The organism is Pseudomonas sp. 2 (assembly GCF_056627435.1).
Window position 1 is genome coordinate 218,734 of the sequence record NZ_JBWXNG010000005.1, and the last position, 15,493, is coordinate 234,226.

Annotated in this window: 13 protein-coding genes; 5 read left to right on the top strand and 8 right to left on the bottom strand. The window is 64.7% G+C overall.

Annotation, left to right across the window (positions count from 1 at the left end):
- Nucleotides 1–90 precede the first annotated feature (90 nt).
- From AC1MEK_RS10690 to AC1MEK_RS10710, 5 genes are all read left to right on the top strand, one after another.
- A complete protein-coding gene (locus AC1MEK_RS10690; RefSeq protein ID WP_480396245.1) occupies nucleotides 91–900 on the top strand; it encodes an energy transducer TonB in 810 nt (269 codons plus the stop codon).
- Between the two features lie 88 nt (nucleotides 901–988).
- Entirely contained in the window at nucleotides 989–1,711 is a 723-nt protein-coding gene (locus tag AC1MEK_RS10695) for a MotA/TolQ/ExbB proton channel family protein (protein WP_480396246.1), read from the top strand.
- 1 nt (nucleotide 1,712) lies between these two features.
- Nucleotides 1,713–2,114, top strand: a complete 402-nt coding sequence (locus AC1MEK_RS10700) for an ExbD/TolR family protein (RefSeq protein WP_480396247.1) — start codon at nucleotides 1,713–1,715, stop codon at nucleotides 2,112–2,114.
- Between the two features lie 142 nt (nucleotides 2,115–2,256).
- Entirely contained in the window at nucleotides 2,257–3,444 is a 1,188-nt protein-coding gene (locus tag AC1MEK_RS10705) for an acyl-CoA dehydrogenase family protein (protein WP_480396248.1), read from the top strand.
- Between the two features lie 23 nt (nucleotides 3,445–3,467).
- On the top strand, nucleotides 3,468–4,568 hold the full coding sequence (locus AC1MEK_RS10710; RefSeq protein WP_480396249.1) for a sigma-54 interaction domain-containing protein: 1,101 nt from the start codon (nucleotides 3,468–3,470) through the stop codon (nucleotides 4,566–4,568).
- A gap of 42 nt (nucleotides 4,569–4,610) precedes the next feature.
- Here AC1MEK_RS10710 and AC1MEK_RS10715 read toward each other — a convergent pair whose 3' ends face one another.
- From AC1MEK_RS10715 to AC1MEK_RS10750, 8 genes are all read right to left on the bottom strand, one after another.
- The gene (locus tag AC1MEK_RS10715; RefSeq protein ID WP_480396250.1) at nucleotides 4,611–6,434 is read right to left on the bottom strand and encodes an ABC transporter ATP-binding protein; all 1,824 of its coding nucleotides are present in this window, start codon (nucleotides 6,432–6,434) and stop codon (nucleotides 4,611–4,613) included.
- Nucleotides 6,435–6,514: 80 nt separating this feature from the next.
- Complete coding sequence (locus AC1MEK_RS10720; protein ID WP_480396251.1) at nucleotides 6,515–7,027, bottom strand: N-acetyltransferase family protein; 513 nt, start codon at nucleotides 7,025–7,027, stop codon at nucleotides 6,515–6,517.
- 154 nt (nucleotides 7,028–7,181) lie between these two features.
- Nucleotides 7,182–8,612, bottom strand: coding sequence for an MFS transporter (locus AC1MEK_RS10725; RefSeq protein ID WP_480396252.1), 1,431 nt, complete (start codon nucleotides 8,610–8,612; stop codon nucleotides 7,182–7,184).
- A gap of 160 nt (nucleotides 8,613–8,772) precedes the next feature.
- Nucleotides 8,773–9,996, bottom strand: a complete 1,224-nt coding sequence (locus AC1MEK_RS10730; RefSeq protein WP_480396253.1) for an acyl-CoA dehydrogenase family protein — start codon at nucleotides 9,994–9,996, stop codon at nucleotides 8,773–8,775.
- A gap of 34 nt (nucleotides 9,997–10,030) precedes the next feature.
- The gene (locus AC1MEK_RS10735) at nucleotides 10,031–11,746 is read right to left on the bottom strand and encodes a dipeptide ABC transporter ATP-binding protein (RefSeq protein WP_480396254.1); all 1,716 of its coding nucleotides are present in this window, start codon (nucleotides 11,744–11,746) and stop codon (nucleotides 10,031–10,033) included.
- Nucleotides 11,743–12,606, bottom strand: a complete 864-nt coding sequence (locus AC1MEK_RS10740) for an ABC transporter permease (RefSeq protein WP_480396255.1) — start codon at nucleotides 12,604–12,606, stop codon at nucleotides 11,743–11,745. Before AC1MEK_RS10740 ends, AC1MEK_RS10735 begins: the two co-directional genes overlap by 4 nt.
- Nucleotides 12,603–13,595, bottom strand: coding sequence for an ABC transporter permease (locus AC1MEK_RS10745; RefSeq protein ID WP_480396256.1), 993 nt, complete (start codon nucleotides 13,593–13,595; stop codon nucleotides 12,603–12,605). Before AC1MEK_RS10745 ends, AC1MEK_RS10740 begins: the two co-directional genes overlap by 4 nt.
- On the bottom strand, nucleotides 13,592–15,277 hold the full coding sequence (locus tag AC1MEK_RS10750; RefSeq protein ID WP_480396257.1) for an ABC transporter substrate-binding protein: 1,686 nt from the start codon (nucleotides 15,275–15,277) through the stop codon (nucleotides 13,592–13,594). Before AC1MEK_RS10750 ends, AC1MEK_RS10745 begins: the two co-directional genes overlap by 4 nt.
- Nucleotides 15,278–15,493: the final 216 nt, after the last annotated feature.

The following is a 15,493-nucleotide window of genomic DNA, read 5'->3' on the forward strand; positions in this document are numbered from 1 at the left end:
TCGTCGGCCGCGATTCAACAGGTTATCGCCCGTCGGACAATCATCATGGAACAGCTGTTCCGGTTTCATTCAATAGCCAGGAGTCAATCAATGGCCAATACCCAAGCAGCGAGCGCACTGGATGTGCTCTGGCGCCAGGCGCCGGGGGGCGAGTTGCTCGATCTGGGTCGGGTTTATCGCGGCCCCTTGGCGCTGTCGAGGCTGCACACCACACCCCGGCGCATTCTGAGCCGACGCGAAGCCGCCTTGCTGGGCGTGTTCGCGCTGGTGCTGCATGGCGCGGTGATCTACTGGGTCAACAGTTCGTCGACGCCGCCGTTGCCGGTGGTGCCGCCGGAAATCCCGCCCATGACCATCGAGTTCGCTCAGCCGGCGCCGCCTGTTGTGGAACCCCCGCCACCACCGCCTGAGCCCATTGTTCAGCCTGTGGTCGAGCCGCCACCGCCGGTGGAAGACGAGCTGGCAACCAAACCGCCGCCCAAGCCGATCCCCAAGCCCAAGCCGGTGGTCAAACCCGTGCCCAAGCCTGTGGCCAAGCCCGTTCCTCAGCCCGTGGAGCCGCCACCGCCACAACCCGTTGCAGCCCCTGCCCCGCCCGCGCCTCCTGCGCCTGCGCCGGTCACCCCGGCCTCGGCCAACGCTGGCTACCTGCACAACCCGGCTCCGGAATATCCGGCCCTGGCCATGCGCCGCAACTGGGAGGGCACCGTGCTGCTGCGTGTGCATGTGCTGGCCACCGGCAAACCCGGCGAGGTCCAGATCCAGAAAAGCAGCGGTCGCGATCAGCTCGACGACGCCGCCTTGGCCGCAGTCAAGCGCTGGAGCTTTGTCCCGTCCAAACAGGGTGACAAAGCCATCGACGGCTGGGTCAGCGTGCCCATCGACTTCAAGTTGCAGTAATACCTGACACCGATTCATCGACATCGCGGGCTACCTGACCAAAGGCGCATCGCTACAACGATTCATTTGCCTTGCTGGAGAGCCTCACATGAACCTTATCGCCTCACCTTTTGAATCCATCGAACACGCAGTCATCTGGCTGCTGATCGTTTTCTCCGTCGCCACCTGGGGCCTGGCCCTGCTCAAGGGCGTACAGTTCGCCCGCCTGAAAGGCCAGGACAAGCGCTTCCACAAGCAGTTCTGGGCCGCCTCGAGCCTGGACTCCGCCGCCGAGCTGGCGCACAACAAGCCGGGCGCTGCGGCCCGCGTCGCCCTGGCGGGCTACGCGGCCATCCAGGTGCCGGACGGCGCGCAGGCCACTGACCTGAGCCAGTCGATCAACCACCAGGATCGCCTCGAACGCGCCTTGCGCCAGCAGATCGTGCGTGAGCGTCGCTCGCTGGAAACCGGCCTGGCCATCCTCGCCAGCATCGGCAGCACCTCGCCCTTCATCGGCCTGTTCGGTACGGTCTGGGGCATCATGTCGGCGCTCAAAGGCATCAGTGCGGCGGGCTCGGCGAGCCTTGAAACCGTGGCCGGGCCCATCGGTGCTGCGCTGGTCGCCACTGGTGTCGGCATCGCCGTCGCCGTGCCGGCCGTGCTGGTTTACAACTACTACTTGCGCCGCCTGAAACTGACCGCCGCTGATCTGGACGACTTCGCTCACGACTTCTACAGCCTGGCGCAGAAAAACGCCTTCCGCGTGCTGCTGCACCCGGTGCTCAAGTCCGGCGCCACCGCTGCCGGCCAGAAAGTGAAGGAGGCGTCCTGAGATGGCTTTTTCCACCCAAGACAGCGATGAAGTGCTGAGCGAAATCAACGTCACGCCGCTGGTGGACGTGATGCTGGTGTTGCTGGTGGTGTTCATCGTCACCGCGCCCCTGTTGACCAACTCGATCCCGATCAACCTGCCCAAGACCGAAGCCGTGGCGCCCGCGGAGAAGAAGGACCCGCTGGTGGTGAGCATCGACGATCAGGGCAAGCTGTACATCAACAAGGATGAAATCCAGCCCGATCTGCTGCAGAGCAATCTGCAGGCGGCTAAGGACAAGGACCCGGACGTGCGCGTGCAGTTGCAGGCCGACAACGGCGTGAACTACGGCGAAGTGGCCCGGGCCATGGCGTCCATCGAGAAGGCCGGGATTACCAAGCTGGCGGTGATTACCGCGAAATGATCGATCCCGTAGCAGCACGGCTTGCCGGCGGGGCGGTGTGTCTGTGACGAATGTATTGCCTGACACAACGCTCCCGCCGGCAAGCCGTGCGGCTACGGGTGTGATTCAGCCAACGCCTACCCATCAAGGAAGAGGTACTCCCATGACCGTCACGTATCTCAATACCCGCACCGCGCCGTTGGAAATCGCCCGCGAGCTGGCCGCCGACTTTGCCCGTACCGCGGTCGATCGCGATGCCCGCGGCGGCACGCCCAAGGCCGAGCGCGACCGGTTGCGCAGCAGCGGCCTGTTGTCGTTGAGCATTCCCCGTCAGTTCGGTGGGCTGGAAGCCACCTGGTCGGAAACCTTCGAGGTCGTGCGCGAGTTCGCCCGGGTCGACAGCTCCATTGCCCACGTCTTCGGTTTTCATCACCTGATGCTCGCCACCGTCCGGCTGTTCGCCAGGCCTGAGCAGTGGCAGACCTGGTTCAAGCTGACCGCCAACCACAACTGGTTCTGGGGCAACACCCTCAATCCGCTGGACACCCGCACGGTCTCGCGCGGGCGCGGCGGCTGGCGTGAATTTTCCGGGCAGAAGAGCTTCTGCTCGGGGGCCACCGACTCGGAAATGCTCATCGCCTCGGCGGTGGACGAGGTCGCCGGGGGCAAGCTGTTGATCGCCGCGATCCCCAGCGGCCGCACCGGCATCACCCTGCACAACGACTGGCAGAACATGGGCCAGCGCCAGACCGACAGCGGCAGCGTGACCTTCAAGCGTGTGCGCGTCGAGGAATCGGACCTTTTGCTGGATCCAGGCCCCCTGAGCACGCCGTTCGCCTGCCTGCGCCCGCTGATCGCCCAGCTGCATTTCGCCAACATCTTTCTGGGCATTGCCGAAGGCGCTTTCGAAGAAGCACGCAAGTACACCCGGGAAGAAACCCGGCCGTGGTTTCGCTCCAGTGTGCAGGACAACAGCAAGGACCCCTACGTGCTCGGCCATTACGGCGACTTCTGGGTGGGCCTTGAGAGTGCCCGCCTGCTGGTGGAGCGTGCCGGGCAACTGCTCGATGCCGCCTGGCTCAAGGGCTCTGCCCTGACCGCTGAAGAGCGCGGCACGGTGGCGATCGCCATTGCCACGGCCAAGGTCGCCGCCAGCCGCAACGGCCTGGAGCTCTGTAGCAAGGTCTTCGAGGTGACTGGCGCGCGGGCCACCCACGCGCAGGTCGCCCTCGACAGGCACTGGCGCAACCTGCGCACCCAGAGCCTGCATGACCCGCTGGATTACAAACTCCATGAATTGGGCGATTGGGCGCTCAACGGCACCGCGCCCATCCCGACTTTTTATTCATAGCTTTGCTATCGACAGGAACGACCATGCACCTGCTGACGCTTCCCCCTTCCCCGTCCCTGGCCACCTCGATTCGCGCCACCGCGCAAGTCTTTGAAGACCCCAAGTCCAAAGCCCTGCTCAAGCACCTGCAACAGGTCGCGCCCAGCGAAGCCAGTGTCCTGATCATCGGCGAAACCGGCACCGGCAAGGAGCTGGTGGCGCGCCACATCCATAACCTCAGCGCACGCAAGGGCCAGCCCTTTGTGGCGGTGAACTGTGGTGCCTTTTCCGAATCGCTGGTCGAGGCCGAGCTGTTCGGCCATGAAAAAGGCGCGTTCACCGGCGCCCTCAGTTCAAAGGCCGGTTGGTTTGAAGAGGCCAACGGCGGCACGCTGTTTCTCGATGAAATCGGCGATCTGCCGATGTCGATCCAGGTCAAGTTGCTGCGCGTGCTGCAAGAACGCGAGGTGGTGCGCCTCGGCTCGCGCAAGAGCATCCCGATCAATGTCCGGGTGCTGGCCGCCACCAACGTGCAACTGGAAAAAGCCATCAACGCCGGGCATTTTCGCGAAGACCTGTTCTACCGGCTCAACGTGGTCAATCTGGACCTGAGCCCGTTGCGCGAGCGGCCGGGCGACATCATCCCGCTGGTGCGGCACTTCATCGACAGCTACAGCCGCCGCCTGAACTACGGCAACATCGTGCTCAGCGCCGAGGCCGAGCGCAAACTGGTGCATTACAGCTGGCCGGGCAATATCCGCGAACTGGAGAACGTCATTCACCACACCTTGCTGATCTGCAAGGACGGCGTGATCCACAGCGATGACCTGCGCCTGTCCAACCTGCGCATTGACCGTCACGAGGAACCGCTTGGCACTGATCAGTCCGCACTGGGGTTGCTGGAGCAGGCCATGCAGCGTCTGTTTGAAGAACAGGTGGAGAATCTGCACGAGCAGGTCGAGCGCACGCTTCTGGGCGCGGCGTATCGCTTCTGCCATCACAACCAGGTGCACACCGCCGAGTTGTTGGGGCTGAGCCGCAACGTCACCCGCACGTTGCTGATCAACCTGGGCGAGTTGAAGGTCAACAAACGTCGCCCCGCCCAAGCGCAACCCGATGAGCGCGTGCTGCACCTGTCGATCTGACCACCACGCGAGCACCAGCAACGGTGCTCGCAGAGCCTCTACTCAAACCGCCTCGCCTAGCTCATCGCTGAACTGCTGATTCCACAACCGCGCGTAGTAACCGCCCTGGCGCAGCAGCTGGTCGTGACGGCCGTCTTCCACCACCCTGCCCTTGTCAAACACCAGAATGCGATCCAGATGGGCCACGGTCGAAAGCCGATGCGCGACCACCACGACGGTTTTGTCTTCCATGATTTCGTCGAGTTTGTCCTGGATGAAGCGCTCGGTGATCGAGTCCAGGCTTGAAGTGGCCTCGTCCATCACCAGAATTGGCGCGTTCTTCAGCAGCACCCGGGCGATGGCGATGCGCTGACGCTGGCCGCCGGACAACTTCACGCCGCGCTCGCCCACCAGCGACTCATAGCCCTGCTCCATGCTTTCGATGAACTCCCGGGCGCCGGCACGATGAATCGCTTCGTCGACCTCCTCCATCGAGGCATCCAGGCGGCCGTAATGAATGTTCTCGCGGATGCTGCGGTGGAACAGCCCCGGTTCCTGGGGAATCAGGCCGATCTGCTGGTGCAGCGAGTGCTGGGTGACGCTGCGCACATCCACGCCATCGATCAGCACCTCGCCTTTCTGCACGTCGTACAGACGCAACAGCAGGCTCAACAGCGTCGACTTGCCCGACCCCGAGGCTCCGACCAGGCCGACCTTCTGCCCGGCAGGAATGACGATGTTCAGGTGCTGGAAAATCGCCTGTTCGCCGCCGTAACTGAACCCGACGTCACGAAACTCGATGGCGCCGTGTTTGACCTGCAAGACCTTGGCCTCGGGACGGTCGATCACCTCATGAGGGCGGATCAGCGTGCGCACGCCGTTGGAGATGTTGCCGGTAGCCTCGAAGAATTCCAGAAAGCGCCGCGACAGGTTGCCCACGTCGCTGATGATCAGCAGCGACAGGCTGGTGGACATGACGAAACCGGCGATGTCGATGCGCTGGCTGCGCCACAGGTACAGCGCCAGCAGCAGCAAGCCGAGCTTGAGCAGCACCCCGCAGCCGGTCTGGAACCAGCGGATTTTCTCCATGTAACCCAGCGAGCGATAGGCGGCCGCGACTTCCTTGTCCAGGAAGCTGCCCAGATAACCGTGCTCGAAGGCATGCCGGGCAAACAGACGGATGTTGGCCAGGTTCGACACCGCATCCACTACCTTGCCGGAGCTGGTGCTGCGCGCCGCTGAATACTGCTGCGCCAGCGGATGGCTGCGCCGCGCCAGCAGATAGCACACGGCAATGAACAACGCCGACCAGCCGGCCATGAACGCCGCCATCAGGGGCGAAGCGGTCCAGAGCAGCACCGTAGCCAGGGTCAGGGTGACCACCAGCGGAATCAGGTCGAACAGCAGAATGCTCAACGTCTGGTTCACCCCCAGCGCCACTTCGGACACACGATGGGCCAGCGCGCCGGCGAACTCGTTGCTGATGAAGCGATGAGAATGCTGCTGCAGGTAGGCGTACACCACGTGGGTCACGGTACGCCGCTGCAGCGGCAGCACATGGATGTGACAACCGGCGGCAGCCCGCGTGAACAGCACCTCACAGACCAGCAGCGCGGCAAACAGGGTCAACGGCCACTGCAGCACGGCAAACGCCTGCTCGGCCTGCAAGCCGCTGCTCACCGTGCGGGTGATCTGCCCCAGCCCGTAGGGGATCAAGATCGCGCAGATCACGGCCGCGGTCTGCAGCAGCAGAATCGCGAGGTACCAGCCCTTGAAGTTATTGATAAAAAAGCGCACGAACGCACCGGGCGTCGAGGGCAGTTGCTGAACATTCCAGCTGCGCAGCCGCCGGTCACGCGGTGCGAAGGAAGAAAAAGAAGAGCTCATAGGTTGGATGTTCCTGGATGACACCTGTGGCCGCGCAGCTTCCAGGCAAGAATGGGCAGGCAGCCCACGGGTACGGCGTTTCAAAGGTGCGAGCGGTAGCGGATCTCCGTCAGCGTGCGCCCGCCACGGCTGAGGCTGCGTACCGACTCGGGTTCGGCAGCCAGGCCGGCATTGCGATAAAACTCGATGGCTCGGGTGTTGCCGGTCAGCACCCAGAGGGTCAGCTCATCGAAACCCTGGGCGATCAACGCGGCGCGGGCCGTCAGCCACAGCGCACGGCCCACGCCGGTGCCCCAGTGTTCGGCCAGCAGGTAAACGGCGCGGACCTCAGCGGTTCTTCCGGGTGTTGCGTCCGCATCACGGCTCTGGCCGCAGGCGATCCAGCCCACCAGTTGTTCCTGCTCGATGGCCACGAACACCTGCTCGTGGCCGGTTTCGATTGCCTCCTGCCACCAGGCGCTGCGCCGTTCGAAGGTTTCATCCAGTGAGGTCAGGTACGCCTCGGGTAGCAGCGTTTGATAGGCCTGCTGCCAACTGCGGATATGCACGGTCGCAATGGCAGCGGCATCCTGAGCAATGGCGGGACGGATCATTGAGCGGCTTCCTGACGGCAGTGAGAACAATCACTGCTATCAGGATTCGTGCCAGCGCGCAGCCGCCAGATTCAGTGGGTGTGCAGAGTTTGTGACCTGTCACACAGCCCGATTCGCGACAGCGCTCGAACACCACTGTCGCAAATCCGACAGTTCAGCCTTTGCGCGCCGCGAACACCGCATTGCCCGCCGCCACCGGCAACCTGCGATAGACCGCCGCCGAGGCGATGCACAAGGCGCCAGCCAGACACATGACCCAGGCCACGTCGCTCTGGGTCAGGCTCACATGGCCGCGCAGATTCATGATCAGCCCCAGCAGTGCTGCGGCTAGCCCCACCGAAACGCTCATGGTCAGCTGGATGCTCATGGCCGACAGGCTGCTGGCACTGCTCGATTGCGCCGGCGGCACATCGGCGTAGGTCAACGCGCCCAGGGTGCTGAACTGCAGCGAGCGAATCACGCCACTGACGAACAGCACCACGACGATCACCCAGTACGGCGTGGACAGGTCGAACAGTCCGGTGGCGGCCAGGGTCAGCCCGGTCAGCAAGGCGTTGCCGATCAGGGTGCGCTTGAAACCGAAGCGGCTGACGATGCGCACCGCCAGCAGTTTCATCACGAACGCACCCGCGCCACCGACGAAGCTCAGCAAGCCGGCCTGTAAGGGATTGAGGCCAAAACACAGCTGAAACAGCAGCACCAGCAGAAAGGGCTGCGAGGCGCTGCCGATGCGCATCAGGTTGCCGCCCCAGAAGGTGATGCAAAATGTCGGAATTCGTAGCAAGGACAGATCGATCAACGGGAATTTCGTGCGCCGCGCGTGCCAGACATAGCCCAGCGCACTCAGCACGCCCGTCGCTATCAGCAACAGGGCCCACCCGCGCGGCAGCAGACCGTGCCCGAAGGCTTCGCAGCCGAACACCAGCCCGGCCAGCCCTACGGCACTGAGCAGCAACCCCGGAATATCCAGCGGCCCGCCGCGCTCGCCCGGATAATCCGGGATATTGCGCAGCACCAGCCACACCCCCAGCACACCGATCGGCAGGTTGATCAGAAAGATCCATTGCCAGGACAGTAGCGTCACCAGCAACCCGCCCAGCGGCGGCCCCAGCACCGGGCCGATCAGCGCCGGAATGGTGAGATACGACATCGCCCGCAGCAGGTTTTCCCGTGCCGACCAGCGCAGCAGGATCACCTGCCCCACGGGCACCATCATCGCCCCAGCCGCGCCTTGCGCCATGCGCGCAATGGACAGCTGCAGCAACGAGGTCGAGCACGCGCAGGCCAATGACGCCAAGGTGAACAGCACGATCGCGCTGACGAACACCCGCCGCGGGCCGAAACGGTCTGCCGCCCAACCGCTGACCGGCACGAACAGCGCCGCCGCCAGCAGGTACAGCGACACCACCAGGTTCATGCGCACGCTGGGTTCGGCGAATTGCTCGGCCATCTGCGGCAAGGCCGTGAGCACCGCCGTGGCGTCGATCAGTTCCATGAACAAGGCGCAACCGATGATCATCGGAATGCGCCACAGGTTAGGGGAAAGGTTGCTGGCTTGAATCTCGAGCCTTTGGTTGATGCCCATGCAGGATTTTCTTTTTGTCAGGTCATTCGTTCAGGCGTTGAATGCGTGATCGCATTCGCCACCAAGGCGGCTCCCACAGAGACAGCGTCGACCACATAATTTCCGTTCGACGTGACCCATGTGGGAGCCGCCTTGGTGGCGAAGCAGACGACGCGATGGATCAGAACAACCCCGACGTCGGCGGCGGCGTGCCCTTGAGCTGCCAGGCGCCCACGGCAGCAGCTTTCCACTGGCGCGGGTTGTGGTTGGCCACGGTGCGCGCGTTGCGCCAGTGGCGATCCAGGTTGTGACTGCGACCGGTGGTGGACGCCCCGCCGACATCGAACACCAGCTCGGCCGCCTTCAGCGCCGATTCAGCCGCAATGTACTGGGCCTGAGCCACGTCCACGGCAGCCTGATCCACCAACAGCGGATCAAGCTCCGCTGCCCAGGCCCGGTCAATCGACTCGGCGGCACGCAGCACCACGGCCTCGGCGGTAAACGCTCGGGCCGACACATCCCCCACGCTCAACTCCACATACGGATCGTCCACCGAGCGGCTGGCGGTGCTGTGCTTGATCGGCCGTGCATGCTGGTTGGCGAAACTCACGGCGTCATTCAGCGCGTTGCGGGCAATTCCGGCCTCGACCGAAGCGAGGAACAACTGCAGAAACGGCGTGACGATGGTGCGCTTGCCCTCTTCCACCGTGCGGGTGCGAATTTCCTCGGGTTTGACCAGGACGTCGCGCAAATGCGTGGTGCCGCTGGCGGTCAGGCGCTGGCCCATGGCATCGAAATCGTCCAGCAGCTCCAGGCCCTGGCGGTCGCGAGGCAGGATGAACGACACCGGCTGTTCGTTCTCGTCCAGCGCCACCGCGCTGACCCAGTCGGCATACAGGGAGCCGGTGCTGTAGTACTTGCTGCCACTGGCCCGGTAGTTGTCGCCGTCGCGGACGATCCGCGCGCTGACCACGCCGTTGGCCCCGCCGATTTCCCAGCCCGCATTGCCGACCACCGCGCCGTCCAGATAACGGGCGAACCAGCGTTCGCGCTCGGCCTCGGCACCCTCGGCACGGGACGCCAGCAAGCCTTCGACAAAACCGAAACCCGGACGCAGCGCCTGGGCCACGTTGGAGTCGGCCGAGGCGATGCGCACCAATAGCGCGATGACATCCTTGACCGAGCCGCCCGCGCCGCCGTAGCGCTTGGGAATGCGTGCAGTGAAAAAACCGGCAGCAGCGATCTGCGCCACCGCTTCGTAGGGCAATTGCCGCTCGCGTTCGCGCTGGGCGGCGCCTGCGGCAATCTCGGGCAGCAGACGATCGGCGCGAGCGTTGAGTTCTTCGATGGTGATGACCGCAGCTGTGGCAGCGGCCGAGTTGGAAACAGCAGACAACGTACTCATGACAATTCCTTGTGCAAGGTGCTAGACGCAAAAACTAAATGGCGATTTTCCAGAGGCGGGACTCGTCGAACAGCCACGCCGGGTTTTCCGGTTCAAGAGGCGGCACCACCAGTGTGTTGCCGGAGCCTGGCAGGCGCGGGACAGCGCCCAACAGACGCTTGGTGTATTCGTGTTGCGGATGCTCGAACAGCGTTTCGACGTCCGCGCTTTCCACCACCTGGCCGTGACGCATCACCAGCACGTCGTCGCTGACATGGCGGATCACGCCCAGATCGTGGGAAATGAACAGATACGCCAGGCCCAGCGAGGCTTGCAGGTCGGCCAGCAGGTCGAGCACCTGGGCCTGCACCGAGACATCGAGTGCCGAAACTGGCTCATCGCAAATGATCACTTTCGGGTTGCTGGCAATGGCCCGGGCGATTGCCACCCGCTGACGCTGCCCTCCGGACAACTGCAAGGGGCGGCGCGTGGACAGCTCAGACGGCAGGCGTACCTGATGCAGCAGTTCGGTAATCCGCTCACGCTGTTGCTCGTACGCAACACCTGCGACATCCAGGGCATCGCCGAGGATCTGCCCGACGCTCCAGCGCGGGTCGAACGAACTGAGCGGGTCCTGATAAATCACGCTGATGTCGCGACGGTGCAGGCGGCGGGTCTTCTCCGCGATGCGCCCGTCGCCGGCGGCGGTCCACGGCACGCTGAGAAACTGCACCTGGCCGGCGTCCGGCTCAAGCAACCCCAGGGCGATGCGTGCCACCGTGGTCTTGCCCGAGCCCGACTCGCCGACGATGCCCAGCGTACGGCCGGCGCGCAGCTCGAAACCGACGCCATCGACCACCTGACGCACCTGCTGATCGGGGCCGATGTAGCGTTTGCCCAAGCCCTCGGCCTTGAGCAGCACCGGTGCGTCGTTGCGCGGCCGAGACGCGAGAATCAGCGCCGCCTGGCCCGGCGACAGACGCGTGCCTCGCGCATGCTCCGCAGGCACGGCATCCAGCAGCGAGCGGGTGTACGGATGCTGCGGCGTACGCAGCACCTGCTCCATCGGGCCCTGCTCGACGACTTCGCCGTGGCGCAGCACCAGTACCTCATCGGCCAGTTGCGCGACCACCGCCAGATCGTGGCTGATGATCAGCAACGAATCGCCGCGCGCCTTGATCTGCTGCAGCACTTCGAGGATCTGCGCCTGCACCGTGGCATCCAGCGCGGTGGTCGGCTCATCGGCGATCACCAACCCGGGATTGAGCGCCAGGGCACTGGCAATCAGCGCGCGCTGGCGCAAACCGCCGGAAAGCTGGTCGGGGCGCTGGCGAGCGCGCAGCTGCGGTTCGGGCACGCCCACGGTTTCCAGCAACTCGATCACGCGCTCGGCACGACTGTGCTTGTCGCCCCAGCGGTGGGTCTCCAGCACTTCGAGAATTTCCTTGCCGACCGGTCGTAGCGGGTCCAGCGACACCAACGCGTCCTGCAGGACAAAACCGATGTCCTTGCCGCGCAAGTCGCGCCAGCCGCGTTCGGACAGGCTCAACAGGTCCTGCCCGGCATAGCTGAGCCTGCGGGCCGTCACCCGAGCACCCTCGCCCGCCAGGCCGATCAGGCTGCGTGCGGTAACGCTCTTGCCCGAGCCCGACTCACCGACCAGCGCCAGGGTCTTGCCCGGTTCCAGGGTGAACGACAGGTTGCGCACCACCGACTGCCCGGCGAATTCGATGGACAATCCTTCGACGATCAAACGTTTCGCCTCGCTCATGACAGGCGACCCTCCAGGCGTTGTTGCAGGTAACGGCCGGCCACCGTGGTGGACAGCGTGGTCAGGACGATGAACAGCCCCGGAAAAAAGGTGAGCCACCAGGCGTTGGCGATGAAGTCACGGCCCATCGACAGCATGGTCCCCCACTCCGGTGCCGGAGGCCGCGCGCCGAGGCCGAGGAAGCTCAGAGCCGAGGCCCAGACGATGGCCTGGCCAACGCCCATGGTCAGCGTCACGATTAGCGGCCGCATGGCGTTGGGCAGCAACTGACGGGTGATGATGCGCAGCGGCGGATGCCCGAGGGCCTTGGCTGATTCGATGTAACCGGCATTGCGTACCGCCAGCACCTGGCCGCGGACCATGCGGGCGTAACCGGGTGCGCCGCCAAGGCCGGTGGCGACAATCAGCGGGCCGATGCCGCTGCCGAAGATCGCCACGAACAACAGCGCCAGAATCAGGCTCGGAAAGGCGAACAGCACTTCCAGCAGCCAACTCACCCCACGGTCGACCCACGCGCCGCCCAGGCCACCGATCAGCCCCAGCACGATGGCGATACTCATGGCGATGGCCGTGGCCGCAAGACCGATGAACAACGACTGACGGGTGCCGTAGATGACCCGGGAAAAGATGTCGCGCCCCGACTGATCGGTGCCGAACCAATGGGCCCAGCCCGGCGGATGAAAGGCGTCGCGCGGCACGATAGCCAGCGGGTCACTGTGAGCGAACCACTGCGGCGCGATAGCGGCCACGATCACAAACAGCAAGAAAATCACCGCCAGCAGCGGCCCGGGACGGACCTTGCGTGGCGTGCGCTGCACCCGTACAGCGGGCAGCGAGGTATCCAGAGTCAATTCGCTCATGCTGCGCTCCCCTGTTGACGAGGGTCGACCCACAGGTACAGCAGGTCGACCACGATGTTGGCCAGCACATAACCGGCGGCGACCACCAGGCTGATGCCGATGGTCAGCGGCAGGTCCTGCGCCTGCACCGCCTGAAACAGCTGGCGCCCCAAGCCTTTGCGGGAAAAGATCACTTCGATCACCACTGCGCCGCTGATCAGTGCGCCAATGGCCCAGCCAGACAGCGAAATGCCCGGCAGCACGGCGTGACGCAGCGCATGCTTGAAGCGCACGGCGACGTCACTCAGACCGCGGGTGCGTGCGGTCAGTACGAACGGCTGTTCGAGGGTCAGGTCCAGCGATTCACGGGTGACTTGGGCGATGAACCCGGCCAGCGGAATCGCCAGGGCGAAGGACGGCAGTACCAGCGTGCGCCAGCCATCGCTGCCCGCCGGCGGAAACCAGCGCAAGCCGAAGGCGAACACCGCCAGCAGCAGGATCCCCAGCCAGAAATGCGGCAGCGCCGCCGACAGCGTCTCGGCCAGCGACGCCACGCTGCCGACCCAGCGTCGGCGTCCGGCGGTCAGTACGGTCAAGGCCAGCACCAGCAGCCAGGACAGTGCCAGCGCAGAAAACGTCAGCTCCAGGGTCGGCCAGGACTGCTCGGCGAGCACCCGGGTCACCGGCAAATGCTGGGAATAGGACACGCCAAGATCGCCCTGCACCAGGCGCCCCAGGTACAGCGCGTACTGCACGGGCAAGGGCTTGTCCAGGCCGTACTCGCGGGTCGCCTCGGCGATGGTTTCCGGGGTCGGGTTGCCGCTGGGGCCGCCAAGGATCGCCTGCACCGGATCGCCCGGCATCAGGCGCAGGGCGAAGAAGGTCAGCGTCGCCACCGCCCACAGTACCAGAATTCCGCCGCCCAGGCGCCACAACGCGCGACGCCCCAATTGCTGCAGACGCTCACGGCGCGGGTTTGCCGCTGCGTCGTTGGTGATGACACTGCTCATTTGTTCACCCATGCGTCATAGAGGTAAGTCACGGCCAGCGACGGTTCCAGGCGCACGCCCTGGGTGGTCTTGTAGATCCCCAGCCGCGTGCTTTGCGGGTACGTGGTCAGTTGCAGGTACTGGCTGGACGCGATCTGCTGCGCCTTGAAATACAGCGCGCGGCGCTGCTCAGGGTCCTGGGTCACCAGCGCCTGCTGCACCAGGCTTTCGAAGGCAGGGTCGGTGTAGCCCGCGGTGTTCTGGTGATAACCGCCCACACCCGCTGGCTGAATGAAGTCGGCGCCAAAGATGATCCGCAGCACATCCGCCGTGTTGGTGTTCCAGTAGCCCAGGCGAATGTCGTAGTCCCAGTCCGCTTGACGCTTGGTGGCCAGCACGTCACTCATCTGGTCGATGATCAGCTCGAACCCGGCCTGGCGGGTGGTCGCCTGTACCTGCTCCCACAGGGTGTATTCCGATGGCGGTGTGCGGTTGCCCATCACCACGTAGACCCGCAGCCGCTTGCCGTCCTTGACCCGGTAGCCTTCGCTGTCGCGCTGGGTCCAGCCGGCTTCGTCGAGCAGGCGAGCCGCGCGCGCCGGGTCGTAATCCTGGGCGCGCTCGAAGTCCGGGCTGTAGAACCGCGTCGCCGAACTCAACGGGCCGCCGGCACGGGGAAACTCGTTGAAGTACACGCTCTTGAGCGCGCCTTCGATGTCCGCGCTGCGCACGAACGCCTCACGCACCCGCAGGTCGTTGAACGGCGCCCGAGTGATGTTCAGCGTGCCATTGGTGGGGTTGCCGGGGCGCAGCGCGACCAGCACCTGCAGATCCGGGTTGCGCCGGGCCGCCTCGTGGGATTCCGGCGGCAGCGCCTCGATCACGTCCACTTCGCCGGCCTGCAACGACGCAAAGCGCACGGACGGCTCCTGGATGAACTTCCAGATCACCCGGTCCAGCCAGGCCGGGCCTTGATGTTTAGCCGTGGGCGGCGCCCAGTTGTAATCGGGGTTGCGCACCAGCTCGACCTGGCTTTGCCGATCCCAGCGCACGATCTTGAACGGGCCGCTGCCCACCGGGCTTTCACAGTTCACATCCCGTGGTCGCTGCAATGCCGTGGGCGATTCGATGCCGAGAAACCCCTGCGCGAGGACTTCCAGAAACGCCGCGTAAGGCGTGGCCAGGTGCACCACCGCCGTGTCGTTGTCGATCACCTCGGTGCTGCGGTACTGGCGGATGTAGCCACCGGCGGTGCTGGACTGGGTTTTCGGGTTGGCCATGTGGTCGAGGTTGGCCTTGACCGCGTTGGCATTGAACGGCGTGCCGTCGGTGAAATGCACGTCATTGCGCAGGTGGAAGGTGTAGGCCAGCCCGTCCGGCGAGACCTCCCAGCTTTTTGCCAGCCACGGGCCGATCTTGCCTTCGGCGTCCATCGACACCAGCGAATCGAGGTACTGCTGGCCGATGAACACTTGCGGCATGTCGCCTGCCACGTGAGGGTCCAGACAGGTGGGTTCGCGGTCGGTGGCGTACACCAGCGTGCCGCCGCTGACCGGCTGATCACTGCGCGTGACCGAGGTACTGTTCTGACCGCAGCCCAACAAGACGCTGCACAGTGCGGCCGCGCCCACGAGGTGAGCCTGTTTGAGCAACGACCTCGCAGGGCCGCCTGAGGGGGGTGAATACGGAGCGGATTCTCGCATGGGTCCTGATGCCTATAGTCCGGGGACAGAACCATTGCACAGGGCATGCCGGTTTTTCGGCCCGTAAATACGGGGGTTGGCGGGGTTTCGGGGTGTTGGGGATCGACAATCTGTGCAGCAGGTGTTGAAGGGCCAACAGTTGCGCAAGTAGCAGCACGACGTGCCGATGAGGGAGGTGAATGCGGATCTGTTTGGCCGAAGGCCGTGGGAGCCGGC

Coding starts and splice junctions, on each gene's coding strand:
- AC1MEK_RS10745 (WP_480396256.1), bottom strand. CDS start 13,595: ATGAGCAGTGTCATCACCAACGACGCAGCGGCAAACCCGCGCCGTGAG.
- AC1MEK_RS10720 (WP_480396251.1), bottom strand. CDS start 7,027: ATGATCCGTCCCGCCATTGCTCAGGATGCCGCTGCCATTGCGACCGTG.
- AC1MEK_RS10750 (WP_480396257.1), bottom strand. CDS start 15,277: ATGCGAGAATCCGCTCCGTATTCACCCCCCTCAGGCGGCCCTGCGAGG.
- AC1MEK_RS10695 (WP_480396246.1), top strand. CDS start 989: ATGAACCTTATCGCCTCACCTTTTGAATCCATCGAACACGCAGTCATC.
- AC1MEK_RS10740 (WP_480396255.1), bottom strand. CDS start 12,606: ATGAGCGAATTGACTCTGGATACCTCGCTGCCCGCTGTACGGGTGCAG.
- AC1MEK_RS10715 (WP_480396250.1), bottom strand. CDS start 6,434: ATGAGCTCTTCTTTTTCTTCCTTCGCACCGCGTGACCGGCGGCTGCGC.
- AC1MEK_RS10725 (WP_480396252.1), bottom strand. CDS start 8,612: ATGGGCATCAACCAAAGGCTCGAGATTCAAGCCAGCAACCTTTCCCCT.
- AC1MEK_RS10705 (WP_480396248.1), top strand. CDS start 2,257: ATGACCGTCACGTATCTCAATACCCGCACCGCGCCGTTGGAAATCGCC.
- AC1MEK_RS10700 (WP_480396247.1), top strand. CDS start 1,713: ATGGCTTTTTCCACCCAAGACAGCGATGAAGTGCTGAGCGAAATCAAC.
- AC1MEK_RS10735 (WP_480396254.1), bottom strand. CDS start 11,746: ATGAGCGAGGCGAAACGTTTGATCGTCGAAGGATTGTCCATCGAATTC.
- AC1MEK_RS10710 (WP_480396249.1), top strand. CDS start 3,468: ATGCACCTGCTGACGCTTCCCCCTTCCCCGTCCCTGGCCACCTCGATT.
- AC1MEK_RS10730 (WP_480396253.1), bottom strand. CDS start 9,996: ATGAGTACGTTGTCTGCTGTTTCCAACTCGGCCGCTGCCACAGCTGCG.
- AC1MEK_RS10690 (WP_480396245.1), top strand. CDS start 91: ATGGCCAATACCCAAGCAGCGAGCGCACTGGATGTGCTCTGGCGCCAG.